The organism is Halalkalibacter wakoensis JCM 9140 (genome assembly GCF_000513095.1).
Lineage (GTDB): Bacteria > Bacillota > Bacilli > Bacillales > Bacillaceae_D > Halalkalibacter > Halalkalibacter wakoensis.
Genome location: NZ_BAUT01000008.1, coordinates 1 through 16,563, shown reverse-complemented (window position 1 = coordinate 16,563; position 16,563 = coordinate 1). Strand labels below are relative to the sequence as shown.

The following is a 16,563-nucleotide window of genomic DNA, read 5'->3' as shown; positions in this document are numbered from 1 at the left end:
CTAATCAGAAGAAAATGAGAAGAAGAAAAGAAAAAGACACCCACACTTACGTGGATGCCTTCTAATGTTATTCGATGCTTTCAAATTGATCATAAATCAAGTTTCTCGTTGCCTCAATTTGATCGCCCCATAAATCATTTATTTGATGGTATACGTAATTTCCTTCATGATCGAGAATGCTAATGCCTCTATAAGATAGCTGGTCATTTTTCATTTGAACATGTTCTAGAACTTCAAATGATGGATCTGATAAAAACGAATACGTAAAATTTCCCGCTTCTTTTAATCGCTTAGAGTTTTCAGGACTATCTGTACTAATAGCATAAATGTCTGCATCTAAGTCATCAAACAAATGCAGGTTTTCTTGCAACTGAACTAGTTGCTGTTGACAAAGTCCTCAGCCAACTTCCGTGAAATGAAATAATATTGTCGCACGTTCTTTATTCGTAAGTGTTACTTCTTCTCCTTCTTCATTCATAACAGTCAAATCACTGTCTGGTTGTCCAGATTCTGAACCACACCCAACTAGAACGAAAAAAATCGATGCAAACACAAACAATAAGATCATTCTTTTTGATACAATCTCCTTCAAATTTCACACCTCCGTTTCTAAACCTACCTTTATGTGAATCAACTGTCAACAAAAGTAGCTTCTATTGAACGGTTTTCAGTAAATCTTCAACAATCGTATCTTGATTTGTTTGTAAACCACTATATTTCCGAATTACTTGTCCACTAGGGTCAACTAAGAAGAAGCTCGTACTATGAATAATATCCTCTCCATCTGTATCTTGCACAACAGCCATAAAGCTCTCACGTGAAAAATCTGCTATTTCGTCTTGTGTGTAACCAGTTAAAAATTGCCAAGATTCTAGATTTGCTCCTACATTCGTCCCGTAAGATAACAAATGCTCAGGCGTATCTCGTTCTGGATCTACCGTGAAAGAGATGTAGGACATGTCAATTCCTTCTTCTTCCATTGTCGCTTGCAGGCGTTGCATGTTCGGGGTCATGGTTGGGCAAACCGTCGGACAATACGTAAAAATCATATTTGCAAGCCAATATTGTCCTTCCAATTGTTCAGATCCATAAGGCTCGCCTTCTTGATTCGTAAATTCAAACGGTATCACCTCTGCTCCTGCTTCAGAAAAGTCATACTCCGATGAACTCCCACTTCCTACTTGATAAATCCAGCCGCATCCACTTAATACAAACGCTAGTAGGATAACACTTAACTTTTTCATGATTTTATTACCTCTTTCTTGTCTATTACTAAGAGATAGACTAAAATTACCCTTTTGCAGCTGGAATATCACTAATGGTTAACGTCCCATCTTGCTGCTTTTCCTTTTTCAACCACTGTTTAAAGACATATCCGATCGTAAAACCGTACGTAATTTCTTGCATGACTTTCATTAACACGCCAGCAAGTTGCTGGTCCATCCTTGCTTCTAAAAATGTAAAGGAATTTGGTCCAGACAATAAGCCCATTGGTACTTCTGTTCCCGCCGGTAGACAGTATGCCATAACTTGAGCCCAAATGGCAGGGTCCGTATATGTTTGATATAGCGTTGTTGGTGCAAATATAATTAATGCACATGCAGGTGTAATTAAAATACCATTCGCAAAAATATAACCAACTCTTCTTAAATCAGACAAAGGGAACGCACTTGGTAATGGTGCGATCATATGCCACCACATAAGCATTGCTGCAAATAAAAGCAAATACTCATACAGACTGTGTAAGACAACGGACTGCATCAAAGTATCAAACATGAATGGGACATGATAAAATGAAAACAAGCCATTAAACAAAAACAAGGCCATAATTGGACTCCAAATCACACGAAAAATCCGTTCCGTTACAGGGTTACGGAAACGATCGACAAGTGCTTGGAAAAACCATGCTGGAATTCCTAGTAAGAATAAAGGTGTAGCAATAAAATAAGCGAACACCATTTGGGTCATATGGAAACTAATCATGATATGGCCAGCAATATATAAAGGACTTCCCCACCCAATATATAAAGCAAGTAACGCTAAAACAAAATATATTTGTTGTCTTGTTTTTACAGGAGTTGATCCTTTAAATCGATGACGCCATTTTGTAATTAACAGAAAATATAAAATACCAATGACTATTAAGCCAACAAGTAACTCGGGTGTCCATAATGCTCGGAAACCAAAGTTTTCAAATAGTACATTCACTCACGATCCCTCCTTTTGGAGAATTGCTATATAAAGCATGTCTATCATAACATATTTAATCGTTTTTAATTTTGAACGAATACAGAATATTTGTTTGAGACATTAGACAAAAGAGTTACATTTTTCCTTACAGGGGTTTATGACATAAAACCATACTTCTTTACAAATAGCTTCACAAATTGAAATTTAATAATAGAGAGGAAGATTTGATGTCAGATCAGCACTTAATTGCCTTAGATTTAGATGGCACTTTATTAACAGATGAAAAAACAATCTCTCTGCGTTCAAAGCAAACCATTGCAAAAGCCAGGGAAGAAGGACACATTGTTACCATTTCAACAGGTAGGCCTTTTCGAGCTAGCAGCCAATATTACCATGAATTAAACCTTGATACAGCGATTGTCAATTTTAATGGTGCCTTTGTTCACCATCCACACGACAAAAGTTTTGGTACATATCACTCCCCACTCGATTTAAAAACAGCAAAGACAGTCATCGAAACGTGTGAGGCTTTTCAGGTTAGCAATATTATGGTAGAGGTAATTGACGATTTTTATTTACGAACATTTGATGAAGTCCTTTTAGAAACATTCCTAGCAGGTCAAACACCTCTAGACCACGGAAACTTATTACATATTTTAAAAGATGATCCAACTTGTGTGCTCATTCACCCTCAAGATCATCATGTTGATGAATTGCGAAACCTATTAGTAGATGCCCATGCTGAAGTGATTGACCAACGAGTTTGGGGTGCACCTTGGAATGTTATAGAAGTTGTAAAAGCAGGGATGAACAAAGCGGTAGGTCTTAAAAAAGTTGCTGACTTTTATCAGATCCCGCCTGAGCGTATTATTGCATTTGGCGATGAAGATAATGACTTTGAAATGATTGAATATGCAGGTCAAGGGGTTGCAATGGGAAATGCGATCGATCCTTTAAAATCACTTGCTAACACTGTCACACTAACAAATGAAGAAGATGGGATTGCCGTTTATTTAGAAGAAGTATTGAATCTATAAAGGTTAGGGATGAACTTTTTACGTCTGGGTACGCTAAAACGTATGAATCTAAATGTAAGGAGTTCGACTATGGACCAAAATTCGAATCATAATAAGACTTATCAAACTAGTTCAGATTCTGTTCAACCTGAAAACGCAGAACACCTTGATGTCATCACGTTAGGAGACATGTCTTTAGAAAAGGCGGAGCGTCTTCACGGAAAAAAACCAAGGTCAGGTACAAACTAATGGAACATCATGATTTTTTTCAAGATGCTAGAGAAACCGTTGCCCGCCTTGAATTGTTAGCATTGGCAGCTGAAACCGAAACACAGCACCAAGCTGTTTTAAAGCAATATGATCGTGCAAAAGAAACATTAAATGATGCCTTTCATTTTTCAGCACCCGCTGAACAAGACCAAATTATTCAAATGCAAGAACATTTGCAAAGACTGATGCATTAGAAACGTACGGGAATGTCCTAGAGGCATTCCCTTCTTTCATTCTCACCCGAGAAATTAGCTACTACGAACCTCATTTTTATGTTACGCTTGCATTATAATCTAAAAGGCTATTATTCTAGGAGGAACTTAGAACATGGTAAAGGTTTATGAGGTGAGTAAAGAAGCAGATGTCTCATTTAAACGCCAGATTGCCGATTTATTCATGGGTCAATTAGAACCAATTGCTCCTTCCAACAGTTATGATCAGTTAGTTAAAACGATTAATCTTGCCCTTCAAAAAGATTCCCACGCTCATATTTTTGTTGCTGAAAAAGATGACACACTTGTTGGCGCAGCATTTCTAAATGTTGCACTTAGTATTGACAAAGGTGGCCATTACATATGGTTAAATGATCTTTACGTGCATAAAGAACATAGAAATCAGGGGATTGCTAAGAAGATTTTGCTAAAAGTCATTTACTGGGCTGAACAGAAAGAAATCAAAGGAATTGAACTGGAAACAGGTATTAATAACGATGCTACAAAGTCTTTATACAACTCATTAGGATTCCATGACATCATCTCCAAACGATACGGCTCAATGTTTTAAAAAAAACACCAGAAAGGTGTTTTTTTGCTGTTTACGCTCTTTTATTTATGGCTATTTATTGTTAGTGAGCACCAAATGAAATAGAGCGGAAGCCACTAAAAAGTGCCTAACTGCCGCAGGAGTCTCCGTGTCATTCCCCTGCTAGGGTTACTTTTACTTATCTTTAACTTGTTACTCTTTTTCATTTAAAAGCTTTATTATTCTCTTGAGGTTCACCGCAAAATTTGTGGTAGTCGCTTGAATTTGCATACCTCTTTTATGAAGCCTTTTATAAAACCGTCTTCCCTCTCTAAACTACTACAGTCTGTCCATCGTTTAGCTTTTGGCGATTTTCGTATTCATATCAAGATTCCTTACGCCCATTTCTCTTGAAACTGGGCGTTTTACTTCTTTTTTCTGACTATTCAACATAAGATATAGCAACCATAACCTTATCAATGCGAAGCTGTCAAAGGAGTGTGTGTTCATATGATGAGAGATTCGTTTGTTGAAGTGGAGTTTTCTGACATCTATATCGAGCTATCAAAACCCGCATTACACCAGTTTATTAAAAGAATGATGAGCCAGCATTACTCTCTCTTTTGGCGCTATGATTCAAAAACTATTTACCTCATGATTGAACTAGAGGATTCAGTTCATGAGCTCCCTTTTATCCGTAATACGGAATTTCTCACTCTTTCAGCTGACAGTCTTCATGTATATGATGATGTGTTAGCGAGTTCGCTTGAGAAACTACTTCAACATGAAAAAGGAAATGGCATTGTGAAACGTTCCACGGAAGGTCCTCTCTATATTACGTCATATCAGTCTGGTGATATTGAGTCGATGATTGAAATTGATGGGAGTGAAAAGGTCATGATGAACCGGAATGGGTCGATGATTCAGTACAAAGATGATGGAAAATCTCTAGAGCCAAGAACGATATATAATATGATGAATTTAGAAATTGATTATGTGTTAATGGAGTTGCATGAAGCTTTACTGGATTCAGATGAATATTTAATCACTATGCACAAAAAGAAGCTGAAGAAACTGATCACACGGCGAGAACAAGTCGAACAGCTACTCTAATAATCAAGGATGCTAAAATAACTCTTTTCACTGTTTCCTGCAGTGAAAAATGCAAGCACTAAAGAGTGCTTGCATTTTTTCGGGCCCCTCACTCCGTCTTTTTTTAAACTCCCTCAACTAATTTTCCACTTGTTGACAAACAAACGATGCCTTACAATCAAAATGGTATTCATTTTGTAGTATAGACAGAAAGGGAGAACAGAATGTCAACAACCGCTATATCAAACCAAAAATCCCCTTTTGCTCGTGGATTAATAGCCGGCTCTTCTATCGCCATCGGGTATTTACCTGCTGCGTTAACATTTGGTCTGCTTGCCAGAAGCACAGGCTTAACTTTTTTAGAGACAATGGCTATGAGCTTATTTGTTTATGCTGGCGCGGCTCAATATATGGCTTTAACCTTAATTGCGATGGGGACGGGAGCATTTGAAATCATCTTCACTACATTTATAGTTAATATTCGTCATCTACTCATGAGTGCCTCTGTCCGAGAGAGGATCGAGATGATCATCCAATTATTAAAGCCATTTACTCTTTTGGAATTACAGATGAAGTTTTTGCTGTTACGACCACTCAAGAAGGACAAGTCAAAACGGGCTTTATTTTTGGCGTTGGAGCATTGCATACATAAGCTGGGTGATCAATTCAGGCATTGGTTATTATGTTGGGTCTATTTTGCCTTCAACGCTTCAACAAAGTATGGGGATTGCGTTATATGCGATGTTTATTGCCCTACTCATGCCATCTTTAAAAAAACATCGAAAAGTCGTTTTCTTAGCCGTAAGTGCAGCCATTTTAAACAGCCTATTTTCACTATTCCTACCTAGTGGCTGGTCGATTATACTAGCAACACTCTTTGCTTCAGCTGGTATTGAGTGGGTGTTTCAAAAAGGACGTGAAATAGAATGAGCTTATCTTTAATCCTAATTATTGCCGGAATGGCTATTGTTACATACATCCCACGTATGTTGCCACTAGTTTTTCTAAACATTGACCAAGTTCCAAATTGGGTTCAAGCGATATTACGGAATGTACCGTATGCTGCTTTAGGGGCACTTATCTTTCCAGGAATTCTTTATGTACATGAAAACATTTGGTATGGAATTATTGGAGGAGCAACGGCTCTATTAGTTGCTTATATTGGGGCCAATCTCATTATTGTTGTCATGAGTAGCATTGCTGTTTTAATGATTTTTTCAGTGTTTTTTTAATAGTGGTTTTAAGGTGTTCTACGTTTTTATGTAGGCACCTTTTTTCTTTGATTTGCAATAAGTTTTCCAATAAATCGGCTATTCCCTTTCTTTCTTCACTCGAAAAAGATACAATGAAAGAATGGAATTTTCTAAAAAAGAGGTAAAGCTTATGAAGAATAGCTCACTTTTTCAGGATGAACCAGATTTGTATCTTGAAATTGAACAAGATATCACCCATTCTTACCAATTACTTACGGCATCAAGATACGTAACCAACCGTAACCTTGAGCAAGTTGTTAGTGATGCAAAAATTAGAATTTCAAAAGTTCAAAATGGGAACCAGGTAATGTCCCTTCTATTGTATATGTTTGGTATTTATTCTCTTTCAAAACGCAAAAACCATTATGAAGAATACCAACGTAGATTTACGTACTTCTTTCAGTCCATGAGTACTGAAATTAAACAGCACTTATCTGAACTTCAGTCAAAAGATTATCAACGGTTTTTACGTCATCTTCTATCAACCGTCTTAAACGAGCAAGAAGATCAAAAAGCACCATGGTCAGAGTTGCTTCTTGATCTTATGTACGAGATTGAAACCGAGCATATTGAAATGATTTACAAACGATTAACAAGTGATATAAATGTTGACCAGTGTTCCAAAGATGTCGCTTTACTTTATAGCTATGTTGCCTTATTGGCAGGAAAAGAAATGACTGCTTTAACCGTTTTACAAAAACAAAGTGTTCAATGGAAGGAATCAGAACTTTCCTCCCACTTTCGCCTTTTAAGCAAGCGAGAAAGATGGCGGACGATGAAGCAATGGTTTCATGCTTTATTTCCAAATAAGAAGAATGGACATTTCGGTTCTTTACAGAGATTTTTCGATGAAATGACTTCGGCTATTCCCGTTAGTTCAAAAGAACAACAATTGCTATGGGAAAGGTGGCTTTTATCACCAAATTTCCATCGCTTTCAAATGTATAGTAAACACCTATCAAAAGAAGAGCAATTGCAACTGCTTGAAAAAATATTGCCAGAACTAGAAGTACGTCTGCACCAACTAGAAGCGGCTAAAACATATGAAAAGCTTTTACTCACATACAAGAAATATGAGTTAGCCGTGAAATACTTATTAAATTATGAACAAGATCCGCTTAAGTTACGTGAAGAAAAATCTGATTTGCTTAAAGCGATTAAGTCTCATGATGTAACAATGGCGAGACCTGTTTACCATCAATATGTTGTGAGACTCGTTGAAAAGAAGTCCCGCATTTATTATGAGAAAGCTGCTCTATACTTAAAAGAACTACAAGAGTTATATAGAACGGAAGAAGACAAAAAGCAATTCTTTATTTATGTAGACAAACTAAAGAAAATGTACCGAACGTACCGAGCGTTCGGCGAGGAGTTGAAGCGAATTGGCTACTAATATCATCGTACACGGTGGATGGTTAAATGAAACGTTTTTCATTTGGGGGGAGCGTCCTCCCTCCTCTCGCTTTGACCAAATCGTCAATTTTCAATATCCTTTTTTGTACTCACCCTTTGAATTAAAGCTACGTTTGTTTCAATTTGATCAAATCTCTTATTTCGGAACATTCGTTGAAACCGATAAGGCGATCATTGACGTTCCCATAAAATCTAGAGTATACCAATCACTAGCTGGAGAAATAACTGTATACCAAGCGCAAGAATCAATGACACAATACTCGTTTCCTCTAGAAGGTCTTGTTCTTTCAATTGAAGAGCTTGTTTCTTATTTTCCGTTACTTCAATCATGGAAAAAGGAAAGCCAACTAGAACTTGCACCTGATTTAGTAAAATGGATGGATCTCTTTGAAACAATCCAACAATTCATTATTGAAGGTTGCTTCTCACCCACCGCTTCTGGGCAGTGGCATATTGAAAACTTCCCGTATGATTCTTGGTTAGAGTATATTCCACTCTCTGGGAGGATGGTACGTGAAAATACAAGCTACATTCAGCATCAATCAAAAACAATTACCGCTGCTAGTGACCTAGAAAATTTAGTCATTCAATTATGCGACACGATGGTTCGTTCTATATTACAGAAACCTTCTGTTCATAAGGCATATGTCGACTGGCAATTATCGATCAACGAAACATTTCAGCCACTTATTGAAAAACTGAACGAATCTGGAAAAGTTGATTCAGCTCTTACAACAAAACGATTTCAACAAAAGATTGGATTATTGCAGTCAAAGCCTTTTTTATCAGGGTTAGCACTTCAGGAGCCAGAAACAAAAGATGGTCTTTGGAAAGTGTCACTCTGCATGGTGGATCGGAAGCAACCTTCTCTTATGGTTAACATGGATCAATTAGAAAAAGGAGAACATCCTTGGCGTGAAAATCCTATTGCTCAATTAAAAATAGATTTAAAGAAAGCTCAAGATGAATTAGATGTGTTACGACCTTTACGTATATCTGCTCCTACTCTTTCGTTACAGTCAGATGAAGCGTATGACTTATTTACAAATTCGGATGATGAATTAGAACAAGCAGGCTTTCATTTAATTGTTCCTAAATGGATGACTGAGAAAAAGAAGCCACGCGTAAAGCTTAATATGAACGAATTAAACACAAAGAGCGCTTCAAGCGAACCTCTTCTTGATTGGCAAAGTGTTGCGTCATTTACTTATGATCTTGCTTTAGGTGATCAAAAAATAAGCAAAAAAGAATTTGAGGAATTCGTTGATGGAAAAAGACCATTCTTATATGCAAATGGAGAATGGATGTCATGGGACCGCTCTTTAGCAGATAAGCTACTCGATTATTTAGAACGTATCGAACAAGGAACTTCCTTTTTAGAAGCTTGGCGCCTTGACCAGTTAGACGATGAAGATGACTTTGAAACAGATATTGATATTGATGTTACGTGGGGAGAAGAGTTAACGAAGTCAATTCAAGAACTATACACATCCTCTCCCACGTTAATAGATATTCCCGATACGTTAAATGGGGAGCTTCGTCCCTATCAACAAGAGGGTGTTTCCTGGCTTGCACATTTACGAAGAACAGGGTTTGGTGGCTGTCTTGCGGATGATATGGGTCTTGGAAAATCGATACAGACGATTGCTATATGCTCTATGTCCACAATCGCCAACAAGAAGCTGGTGAAAGTAAAAAACCGTTCTTACTCGTCTGTCCGACATCTCTTTTATACAATTGGGTACAAGAGTGTGAACAGTTTGCCCCTTCATTAAGAGTGTTTGTCCATCATGGTCCGACTCGGTTAGATGAATCACAGTTACAAACATCTGATTGGGATCTCATTATTACGTCGTACCAATTGGTTGTCCGAGACACTAATCTGTTTCAGAACATAACGTGGAATGGACTTGTACTTGATGAGGCACAGCATATTAAGAATGTTGAAACAAAGCAAAGAAGAGTGATTAAGAAACTGAAAGCTACTCACCGAATTGCACTGACCGGAACACCGATCGAAAACCGGTTAAGAGAGCTTTGGTCCTTACTCGATGTATTAAACCCTACTTATTTAGGGACTTATACAGATTTTCAGAACAATTTTATCAAACCGATTGAACGTGATCTTGATAAAAAGCAATTGGAAAAACTGCAGAAATTAATTCACCCGCTTATTCTTAGGCGAAAAAAATCAGATCAAACCTTACAACTTGGTCTACCAAAAAAGCAGGAAATTGTTCATCCTGTTCATTTGTCTGTTGAACAAGCTGCCCTTTATCAAGCGGTTGTTGATGATATCGTGAATAAGTTAGCAGAAGTGACGGCATTTGAGAGACGCGCGCTCATTTTAAGAAGTCTGACGAAGTTGAAGCAAATCTGTAACCATCCAGCTCATTTCTTAAAGGAACGTTCCATTTCACATCATGATTCTGGAAAATGGGATGTTTTCATGAGATTGATTGATGAATTAATTGAAAAAGAAGAGAAAGTTCTAATCTTCTCCCAATATAAAGAAATGGGATCTTTAATCGTACATGCCCTCCAAGAGAAATTTGAACAAACGGTTCCTTTTCTTCATGGAAGTTTAACTCGAGCGAAGCGACAAGAAGCGATACAATCGTTTCAAGAGGACCCAAATATTCACTTTTTTGTTCTTTCGTTGAAAGCTGGTGGGGTCGGGTTAAATTTAACTTCGGCAACGAACGTCATTCACTATGACCGATGGTGGAATCCAGCTGTTGAAAATCAAGCGACAGACCGCGCTTATCGGATAGGGCAAACAAAAGATGTAAGCGTCCATAAGCTTGTGACAACAGGTACACTCGAAGAACGAATCGATCGAATGCTGCAAAAAAAACAAGAGCTAGCTGACCAAATATTAGCAGCAGGTGAACAGCGGGTAACCGAATTATCAAATGAGGAAATTATTGAACTGATTCAACTCACAACCTCAGCGAAGGAGTAACTTGTTTTGAAATCTCAAAAGAAAACCGATTTTACATTTTGGTATGGAAAAGAAGTGGATGTCGAGCATAATCCAATACCTTCAATTGAGAAAACAGACAACCAACCATATGAAACATTAAAAACAGCGATTCAAGAGGAAGCGAAAAGGAAATGGCAGGAATAAGGCCTCTTCGCTTTATGAAGATAAAAAAGACGAAGATCAAATGGATCTTCGTCTTTTCTTTATGAGATTACTTTACTTCAAACTCAACTTGTTGGACAAATGTGCCATCCTCAGTCCATTCTTCCCCATCAATAGCTGCCAATACAAGTTGAACTTCTACTGTGTAAACACCTTTTGGAATGTCTTCAAGAGCAATTTCTTCCTCAAACGTCATCGTTTCACCTGGTTCAAACGACTCATGTACAAGTGCCATTGTAAACATTCTTCCATCTGAATAACGATACACTTCATTTCCATCCTGATCTATAAACACAATCTCATATTTCTGTCCAGAAGAGAAATCAATCGTTGCTTGTGTCTCTTGATTGTTTTTCACGATCATCGACACAAGCAAATGAGTATCGTGCTGATCAACTTCTGCTGAAAAATCCCATTTAGAATTAGACATATCTTCATCTCCTTCCCCTGTTACAGGTGCATTGACTCCTTGGCCACATGCACTAAGCAAAAGAAGAGCAGTAATTAAAACTAACCATCCCCACTTTTTCATCGTGTTCACCTCTTTATTCTTTTCGGAAAAATCCGAATATCCCAGCTGTCTCAACAATATTTGTAAATGCAGATGGGTCGACCTCTTGAATAACTTTCTTTAATTGATATAGTTCATATCGTGTAATCACGATCATTAATATTTCTTTATCATCAGCTGTGTAGCCACCCTTTGCTGGAATTCTCGTAATTCCTCTTGTTACTTGTTCATGTATGGCTTTTCGTAGACTTTCTGCCTGCTTCGTAACAATCATCGCCGTTAACTTTACATGACGAGTGTAGATGGCATCAATGACTCTAGATGATACATATAGTGCAACAAGCGTATAAAGAGCTTGTTCAGGATCAAACAACAATCCAGCTGTTATAACTATAATACTATTTAAGACAAGAAAGTAAACGCCGACTGGACGATCACTTACTCTTGATAATATTAACGCAATAATATCAAGTCCGCCAGAGGAAGCTCCATATTTCAAAGTTATACCAGCTCCAAATGCCAAAATGACACCACCAAATACAGCATTTAGCAAAATATCTGGAGAAAAAGCCCAAACTGGCAAGACTTCTAGGAAAAAAGTTGTTAATACTACATTCACAAAACTATAAATGGTAAAACCCTTGCCAATCTTCAACCAGCCTAAAATTGCCACAGGTATGTTTAATAGAAAGAGCATAATCCCTGTTGAAAGAGGGATTACCGTGGCTAATAATTGAGCGACCCCAGTAAAGCCGCTTGCAAATACATTGGCAGGTATGAGAAAGAAATTTAGCCCTACCGCTAGAAAAAAAGCACCGACAACAACTGCAACAATCGTTTTTACTTCTTGTAAGGTTCTAGCTTTCATTGATTAAGATGAAACCTTCGTTTTTAGGTGTTGCTCAAACCAATCAATTGACTTGAGTACGGCTGTCCGTGATACTTTATGCCCAACTTTTTCTTCTGCCATAAACTGCAGATTGTCTGGTGTTTGTTTATACGTTGTTGTCAGCTCGTTATAAAATTGTTCAGACAATGGATATGGAACTACTTCATCTGCTTTCCCGTGCCACATAAACAAAGGCCTTCCATCCAGTTTATCTAATTGCTTTGATAAATCAAATGGCTTTATCTTTTTTAACATGTCTTCCTGCAGGCTCTCTTCCACCAATAGCCCTCTTCTTTGCGCTGTTTCTAATAGTCCGTACGCAAATGTTTCATAGTAAGCTGTTCCCATAAATGACACGGCCGTCTTAATCCACGGATATTGTGTCAAAGCTCCAAACATGGTGATCGCACCCATCGACGTTCCGATAACACCTAATTTGTCCTCACATAGCAAACCTTTTTCCTTGAGTTCCGATCTCATTGCATCTAGCTCTTGTATAGACGTTAAAATAATCTCCCAGAAAGCTAGATCTCTGTTCTCTGAATGTTGTTCGATCTCTCTTTCCCCATGATACAGGGCATCAGGCAAGAAAACTCGAAACCCTTTTTGTGCTAATAAATAAGCAACGTGTAAATTGTTCTCTTTCGCGCTAGTAAATCCATGAAAGAAAAAGATTGTAGGTGTTGATTGTTCATTTCGCAATGTATCCTTTACAACATGTAACGAAGGAACTTGTGCGATCGTTTCATTTTTTATCGTAATCATCATAACTCCATCCTTTTATTTAACAATTTACCTTAATATAGTATGTCCATTTTTTCCAATTCACTTTACCAAAAACTTACACAGGAAACAAGTTTTATTCACCTATAGCAAAAGAGCCACCGTTACCGATGGCTCTTTTGTTGCTGATCATTATAATGTTGAATACTCGTTAAAGCTCCTTCTCCAACCATTTTATTATCTTCATAATCATGTGGATGTGAATGTCCTATCTTTAAGTGCTGCTCATTGGATTCTTTTTTCGGATCCCTTATCCACTTTGTATACATTCTTCGGTACATTCGTTGCAATTTCGTTCTGACACGCTTATTCCCAGCTAAGACTGTCGTTGCGCATGCAGCGGTAGCTACGCTAGCAATGATCGATTTCTTTGCCATTGTTATCCCACCTTTTTTTATTGTTATGATTCTTTACCCGTACTATTTAGAACTAAACATCTCATTTTTAGGAGGCCAACGAAAGCCACTTGAAAGCTCCTCTAACAAGCCTTAATGACTCCACACGGCGTTTAGTGTTTCAAGAGCTAAAATTATCCCTTTCTTTCCTTGCTCTCTTTCATAACCTTCACTTAATCGGACATTCTATAAAATGAAACTTAACGAAAGAGGTGATGTTCTCATGTCACGTACTGGTGATAACAACAAAAAGAAAAAAGATAACAATGCATTAAACCGTCAAAAAAACGAGCAAGCTCATGTTAATGCTGAACACGGCAAACATAGTTATTCTAAAAAAACAGATCACTTATAGAAAAGAAGATCCCAAAAGGTTTTTATCACCTTTTGGGATCTTCCCGTCATGCTTTCAATTCCTTAACGTCCTTTACAATCCATTCTGGTCCTGAGCTTACTTCCCCGTCCCATGCGAGCATTCCACCATAGTAGTTTTGCACGTTTTGAAATCCTTGATTTTGCAAATAAAGAGCAACATTTTGACTTCGACTTCCACTTCGACATACAAACACATAAGCCTGTTCCTTATCTAACTGATCCATAACCATTGGAATGGTCTGCATAGGAATCAACGGAAGCCCAGGAATATGAGCTTCTTCATACTCTTCAATTTCCCTTACATCAATAATAACTGGATCTTTGACATTATTTTTGACAAGTTCCTTTAATTCTTCTACTTCCACTTGTTTAATCCCATCTTGTTCAAATGCCACGTCGTCACCTCATTTAGTTTATTCCACTTTCCATCATACATGAATTTAATCAATCGTTGTATGCCTTAACAACCATAAACGATAAATGTGTAAAACCAATACTTTGCAGACTGCATACGTTGGTACAGCGATAAGCAGCCCAAGTAATCCAGCAAATCTACTTGCAACTAAAAGCAAAAAGATAATGGTTAATGGATGAATTTGCAGTTTTCTACCCATAATTTGTGGAGAAATTAAATTGCTTTCAATTTGTTGGACAATCACAACAGCTATAATAACAATTAATGCCATTAAAGGCGAGTGCAAGAATCCAACAATAACAGCAGGAATCGTTCCAATCCATGGTCCGATAAAAGGAATCACGTTCGTAAACATTGCAACAAGTGCAAGGACTAATGGATAATCAAGTCCTATAATTAAGAAGGCAATATAGGCGAGTATCCCCACACAAATGCTGACGAGAATTTGACCTTGGATATAGGAGCTTAGGGCAACATCCATCGCTTTTAATACTTCTCTTCCTTCATTTTGTCTTTTTTCAGGTAACAACCTTAAAAGCTGATTTGGTGCCTTTTCACCTTCTTTTAACATATAAAATAACACAAATGGAATAATCACGATAATAATTAAGGCATTTGCCACAAACCCAATAAAGCTTGCTATGTTATGCCCTAAGTTTGAAACCAAGTTATTTAAGTAGTTTGCGAACTCAATCGATAGTTCCTCTATTGAAAACTGCTCTCCTTCTTGGAAACGCGATACATACTCATTTGCCTGTAGGTTAATAAAAATATCACGAATTTCATTAATAAAAATCGGCATGTTTCTTGTAAAACTGTGAAACTGCTTTTGTAACTCCGGACCGATAATAAAGAACAGAGCTGTTAAGACCCCAATAGCCGTAAGGTAAAGAATGAGGATTGACACAGACCTTGGTAGCCGTAATGATAATAAATTGACAAATGGACGGAGCAAATAATAAAGAACTCCTGCCAAAATAATAGGCGCAAATAACGTTTGCACCAACACAACAAGTGGTCGGAACACCCAATCAATTAATGAACCTAAGTAGATAATAATGAATAGCAATACAATTCCGTAACCAATTCGGAACGCTTTTGTTTGTGGCATCAGCAAAAATCCTCTCTTACAAATCTTCCCTTTATTGTACCATTTTCTTTCGTTTTCTTCTCCTCTTAACAATTAAAATATTTACACTACCCTAACATGATTGTACCTCGATGCATTCATGTCGAAATTAGTCATTGAATTTCAACATGAATCATGTAGAATTTAAGTGATAGCTTTTTAGGAACGAGAAATAAGGGGGAATGAACCATGAAAAAAAACGGAATGTACGTCATATTAGCCTTCTTCATCCTTTTTCTTGGCGCGTGTGGACAAGGCACAGCTAGTAATGGAGATCAGCAAGTAGCTGATGAAGTGGAAAATGATGAACATACAGAGTTAGATGAAGAACAAGAAGAAGTGCATGAAGATGTAGATAATGAGGGAGAAACAGGAGAAGCAGAGGAGAGCGAGTCTCAAGATGAAGTTCCTACTGATGAAACTGAAGTGAAGGAAGAAGTAACTGTGACTCCGATTGAACTTGTTTTTTCTGACGACCAAGTAATGGACATGTACCGAGTTGAACGTCAACTTGAGGTAAGTGATGAAGAGCTATTTAAAGCAACGATTGAAGCATGGGTTAGTGGCCCTACTGAAGAAGGTCTAGTCTCTCTTTTACCAGATGGGGTTCACGTACAATCTGTTGAAGAAAAAGAAGGCGTCGCTCATGTATCATTTTCGAATGAATTGCTAGAAGCGAATGTTGGATCTGGTACTGAATTTATGCTATTGCAACAAATCGCTATGGCAATGAAGCAATTCGGTTTCAACGAAACTCAAATTTTAGTGAACGGAGAAATTCATTCAGAACTTTTTGGACATGTTGATACAAGTGTTCCGGTAGTAGCTGAAAATCCTGAAGACTATGAGAAGCGTTAGTATTTCGCATGAACTAATTACACTAGGTGTGGCACAATGGAGAATTTGTGCCGCACCTTTTTTGTTTACCACATTTCCCCTTGCC

20 protein-coding genes and 3 pseudogenes are annotated in these 16,563 nt (G+C 37.6%); 13 read left to right on the top strand and 10 right to left on the bottom strand.

Annotated elements, in window-relative coordinates; all coding sequences use genetic code 11:
- Positions 1–67: 67 nt before the first annotated feature.
- From JCM9140_RS05390 to ctaG, 4 genes and pseudogenes are all read right to left on the bottom strand, one after another.
- A pseudogene (locus tag JCM9140_RS05390) lies at positions 68–379 on the bottom strand (redoxin domain-containing protein); the annotation flags it as partial.
- 18 nt (positions 380–397) lie between these two features.
- The gene (locus tag JCM9140_RS05385) at positions 398–592 is read right to left on the bottom strand and encodes a hypothetical protein (RefSeq protein ID WP_034743394.1); all 195 of its coding nucleotides are present in this window, start codon (positions 590–592) and stop codon (positions 398–400) included.
- Positions 593–653: 61 nt separating this feature from the next.
- A complete protein-coding gene (locus tag JCM9140_RS05380; RefSeq protein WP_034743393.1) occupies positions 654–1,244 on the bottom strand; it encodes an SCO family protein in 591 nt (196 codons plus the stop codon).
- Positions 1,245–1,290: 46 nt separating this feature from the next.
- Positions 1,291–2,208: a cytochrome c oxidase assembly factor CtaG gene (ctaG, locus tag JCM9140_RS05375; RefSeq protein WP_034743390.1), complete on the bottom strand. Its 918-nt coding sequence runs from the start codon at positions 2,206–2,208 to the stop codon at positions 1,291–1,293.
- A 209-nt stretch (positions 2,209–2,417) separates the two neighbouring features.
- On the opposite strand from ctaG, the gene JCM9140_RS05370 reads away from it, so the two are divergent.
- The 11 genes and pseudogenes from JCM9140_RS05370 to JCM9140_RS23590 all read left to right on the top strand — a co-directional run bounded on the left by JCM9140_RS05370 (position 2,418) and on the right by JCM9140_RS23590 (position 11,105).
- A complete protein-coding gene (locus JCM9140_RS05370) occupies positions 2,418–3,227 on the top strand; it encodes a Cof-type HAD-IIB family hydrolase (RefSeq protein ID WP_034743387.1) in 810 nt (269 codons plus the stop codon).
- A gap of 69 nt (positions 3,228–3,296) precedes the next feature.
- Entirely contained in the window at positions 3,297–3,455 is a 159-nt protein-coding gene (locus JCM9140_RS23595; RefSeq protein WP_156314783.1) for a hypothetical protein, read from the top strand.
- On the top strand, positions 3,455–3,670 hold the full coding sequence (locus JCM9140_RS05365; protein WP_034743385.1) for a DUF3813 family protein: 216 nt from the start codon (positions 3,455–3,457) through the stop codon (positions 3,668–3,670). Before JCM9140_RS23595 ends, JCM9140_RS05365 begins: the two co-directional genes overlap by 1 nt.
- Positions 3,671–3,803: 133 nt before the next feature.
- Entirely contained in the window at positions 3,804–4,259 is a 456-nt protein-coding gene (locus JCM9140_RS05360; protein ID WP_034743382.1) for a GNAT family N-acetyltransferase, read from the top strand.
- A 468-nt stretch (positions 4,260–4,727) separates the two neighbouring features.
- A complete protein-coding gene (locus tag JCM9140_RS05355; protein WP_235715285.1) occupies positions 4,728–5,330 on the top strand; it encodes a YkzI domain-containing protein in 603 nt (200 codons plus the stop codon).
- Positions 5,331–5,533: 203 nt separating this feature from the next.
- Positions 5,534–6,239, top strand: a pseudogene (locus JCM9140_RS05350) (AzlC family ABC transporter permease).
- Positions 6,236–6,541: an AzlD domain-containing protein gene (locus tag JCM9140_RS05345; RefSeq protein WP_034743379.1), complete on the top strand. Its 306-nt coding sequence runs from the start codon at positions 6,236–6,238 to the stop codon at positions 6,539–6,541. Before JCM9140_RS05350 ends, JCM9140_RS05345 begins: the two are co-directional and overlap by 4 nt.
- A 151-nt stretch (positions 6,542–6,692) precedes the next feature.
- Positions 6,693–7,955, top strand: a complete 1,263-nt coding sequence (locus JCM9140_RS05340) for a hypothetical protein (protein ID WP_034743377.1) — start codon at positions 6,693–6,695, stop codon at positions 7,953–7,955.
- 268 nt (positions 7,956–8,223) lie between these two features.
- A pseudogene (locus tag JCM9140_RS25125) lies at positions 8,224–10,307 on the top strand (DEAD/DEAH box helicase); the annotation flags it as partial.
- Between the two features lie 117 nt (positions 10,308–10,424).
- Positions 10,425–10,940: a DEAD/DEAH box helicase gene (locus JCM9140_RS25380; RefSeq protein ID WP_439644272.1), complete on the top strand. Its 516-nt coding sequence runs from the start codon at positions 10,425–10,427 to the stop codon at positions 10,938–10,940.
- 6 nt (positions 10,941–10,946) lie between these two features.
- Positions 10,947–11,105 carry a hypothetical protein gene (locus JCM9140_RS23590; protein WP_156314781.1) on the top strand — a complete coding sequence of 53 codons (159 nt, stop codon included), beginning with the start codon at positions 10,947–10,949 and terminating at the stop codon, positions 11,103–11,105.
- 67 nt (positions 11,106–11,172) lie between these two features.
- Here JCM9140_RS23590 and JCM9140_RS22345 read toward each other — a convergent pair whose 3' ends face one another.
- The 4 genes from JCM9140_RS22345 to JCM9140_RS05315 all read right to left on the bottom strand — a co-directional run bounded on the left by JCM9140_RS22345 (position 11,173) and on the right by JCM9140_RS05315 (position 13,683).
- The gene (locus JCM9140_RS22345; RefSeq protein ID WP_052002076.1) at positions 11,173–11,655 is read right to left on the bottom strand and encodes a BsuPI-related putative proteinase inhibitor; all 483 of its coding nucleotides are present in this window, start codon (positions 11,653–11,655) and stop codon (positions 11,173–11,175) included.
- A gap of 13 nt (positions 11,656–11,668) precedes the next feature.
- Positions 11,669–12,502, bottom strand: coding sequence for a YitT family protein (locus tag JCM9140_RS05325; RefSeq protein WP_034743375.1), 834 nt, complete (start codon positions 12,500–12,502; stop codon positions 11,669–11,671).
- A gap of 3 nt (positions 12,503–12,505) precedes the next feature.
- A complete protein-coding gene (gene yjfP / locus JCM9140_RS05320; RefSeq protein WP_034743373.1) occupies positions 12,506–13,288 on the bottom strand; it encodes an esterase in 783 nt (260 codons plus the stop codon).
- A gap of 122 nt (positions 13,289–13,410) precedes the next feature.
- On the bottom strand, positions 13,411–13,683 hold the full coding sequence (locus tag JCM9140_RS05315; RefSeq protein WP_034743371.1) for a YbyB family protein: 273 nt from the start codon (positions 13,681–13,683) through the stop codon (positions 13,411–13,413).
- Between the two features lie 241 nt (positions 13,684–13,924).
- Here JCM9140_RS05315 and JCM9140_RS23010 point away from each other — a divergent pair, with 241 nt between their 5' ends.
- Positions 13,925–14,056: a DUF3941 domain-containing protein gene (locus tag JCM9140_RS23010; RefSeq protein WP_081727572.1), complete on the top strand. Its 132-nt coding sequence runs from the start codon at positions 13,925–13,927 to the stop codon at positions 14,054–14,056.
- Between the two features lie 46 nt (positions 14,057–14,102).
- On the opposite strand, the gene JCM9140_RS05310 is transcribed toward JCM9140_RS23010, so the two are convergent.
- On the bottom strand, positions 14,103–14,471 hold the full coding sequence (locus JCM9140_RS05310) for a rhodanese-like domain-containing protein (RefSeq protein ID WP_034743369.1): 369 nt from the start codon (positions 14,469–14,471) through the stop codon (positions 14,103–14,105).
- A gap of 45 nt (positions 14,472–14,516) precedes the next feature.
- A complete protein-coding gene (locus tag JCM9140_RS05305) occupies positions 14,517–15,602 on the bottom strand; it encodes an AI-2E family transporter (protein WP_034743368.1) in 1,086 nt (361 codons plus the stop codon).
- Between the two features lie 207 nt (positions 15,603–15,809).
- Here JCM9140_RS05305 and JCM9140_RS05300 point away from each other — a divergent pair, with 207 nt between their 5' ends.
- Positions 15,810–16,478, top strand: a complete 669-nt coding sequence (locus JCM9140_RS05300; RefSeq protein WP_034743366.1) for a GerMN domain-containing protein — start codon at positions 15,810–15,812, stop codon at positions 16,476–16,478.
- Positions 16,479–16,563: the final 85 nt, after the last annotated feature.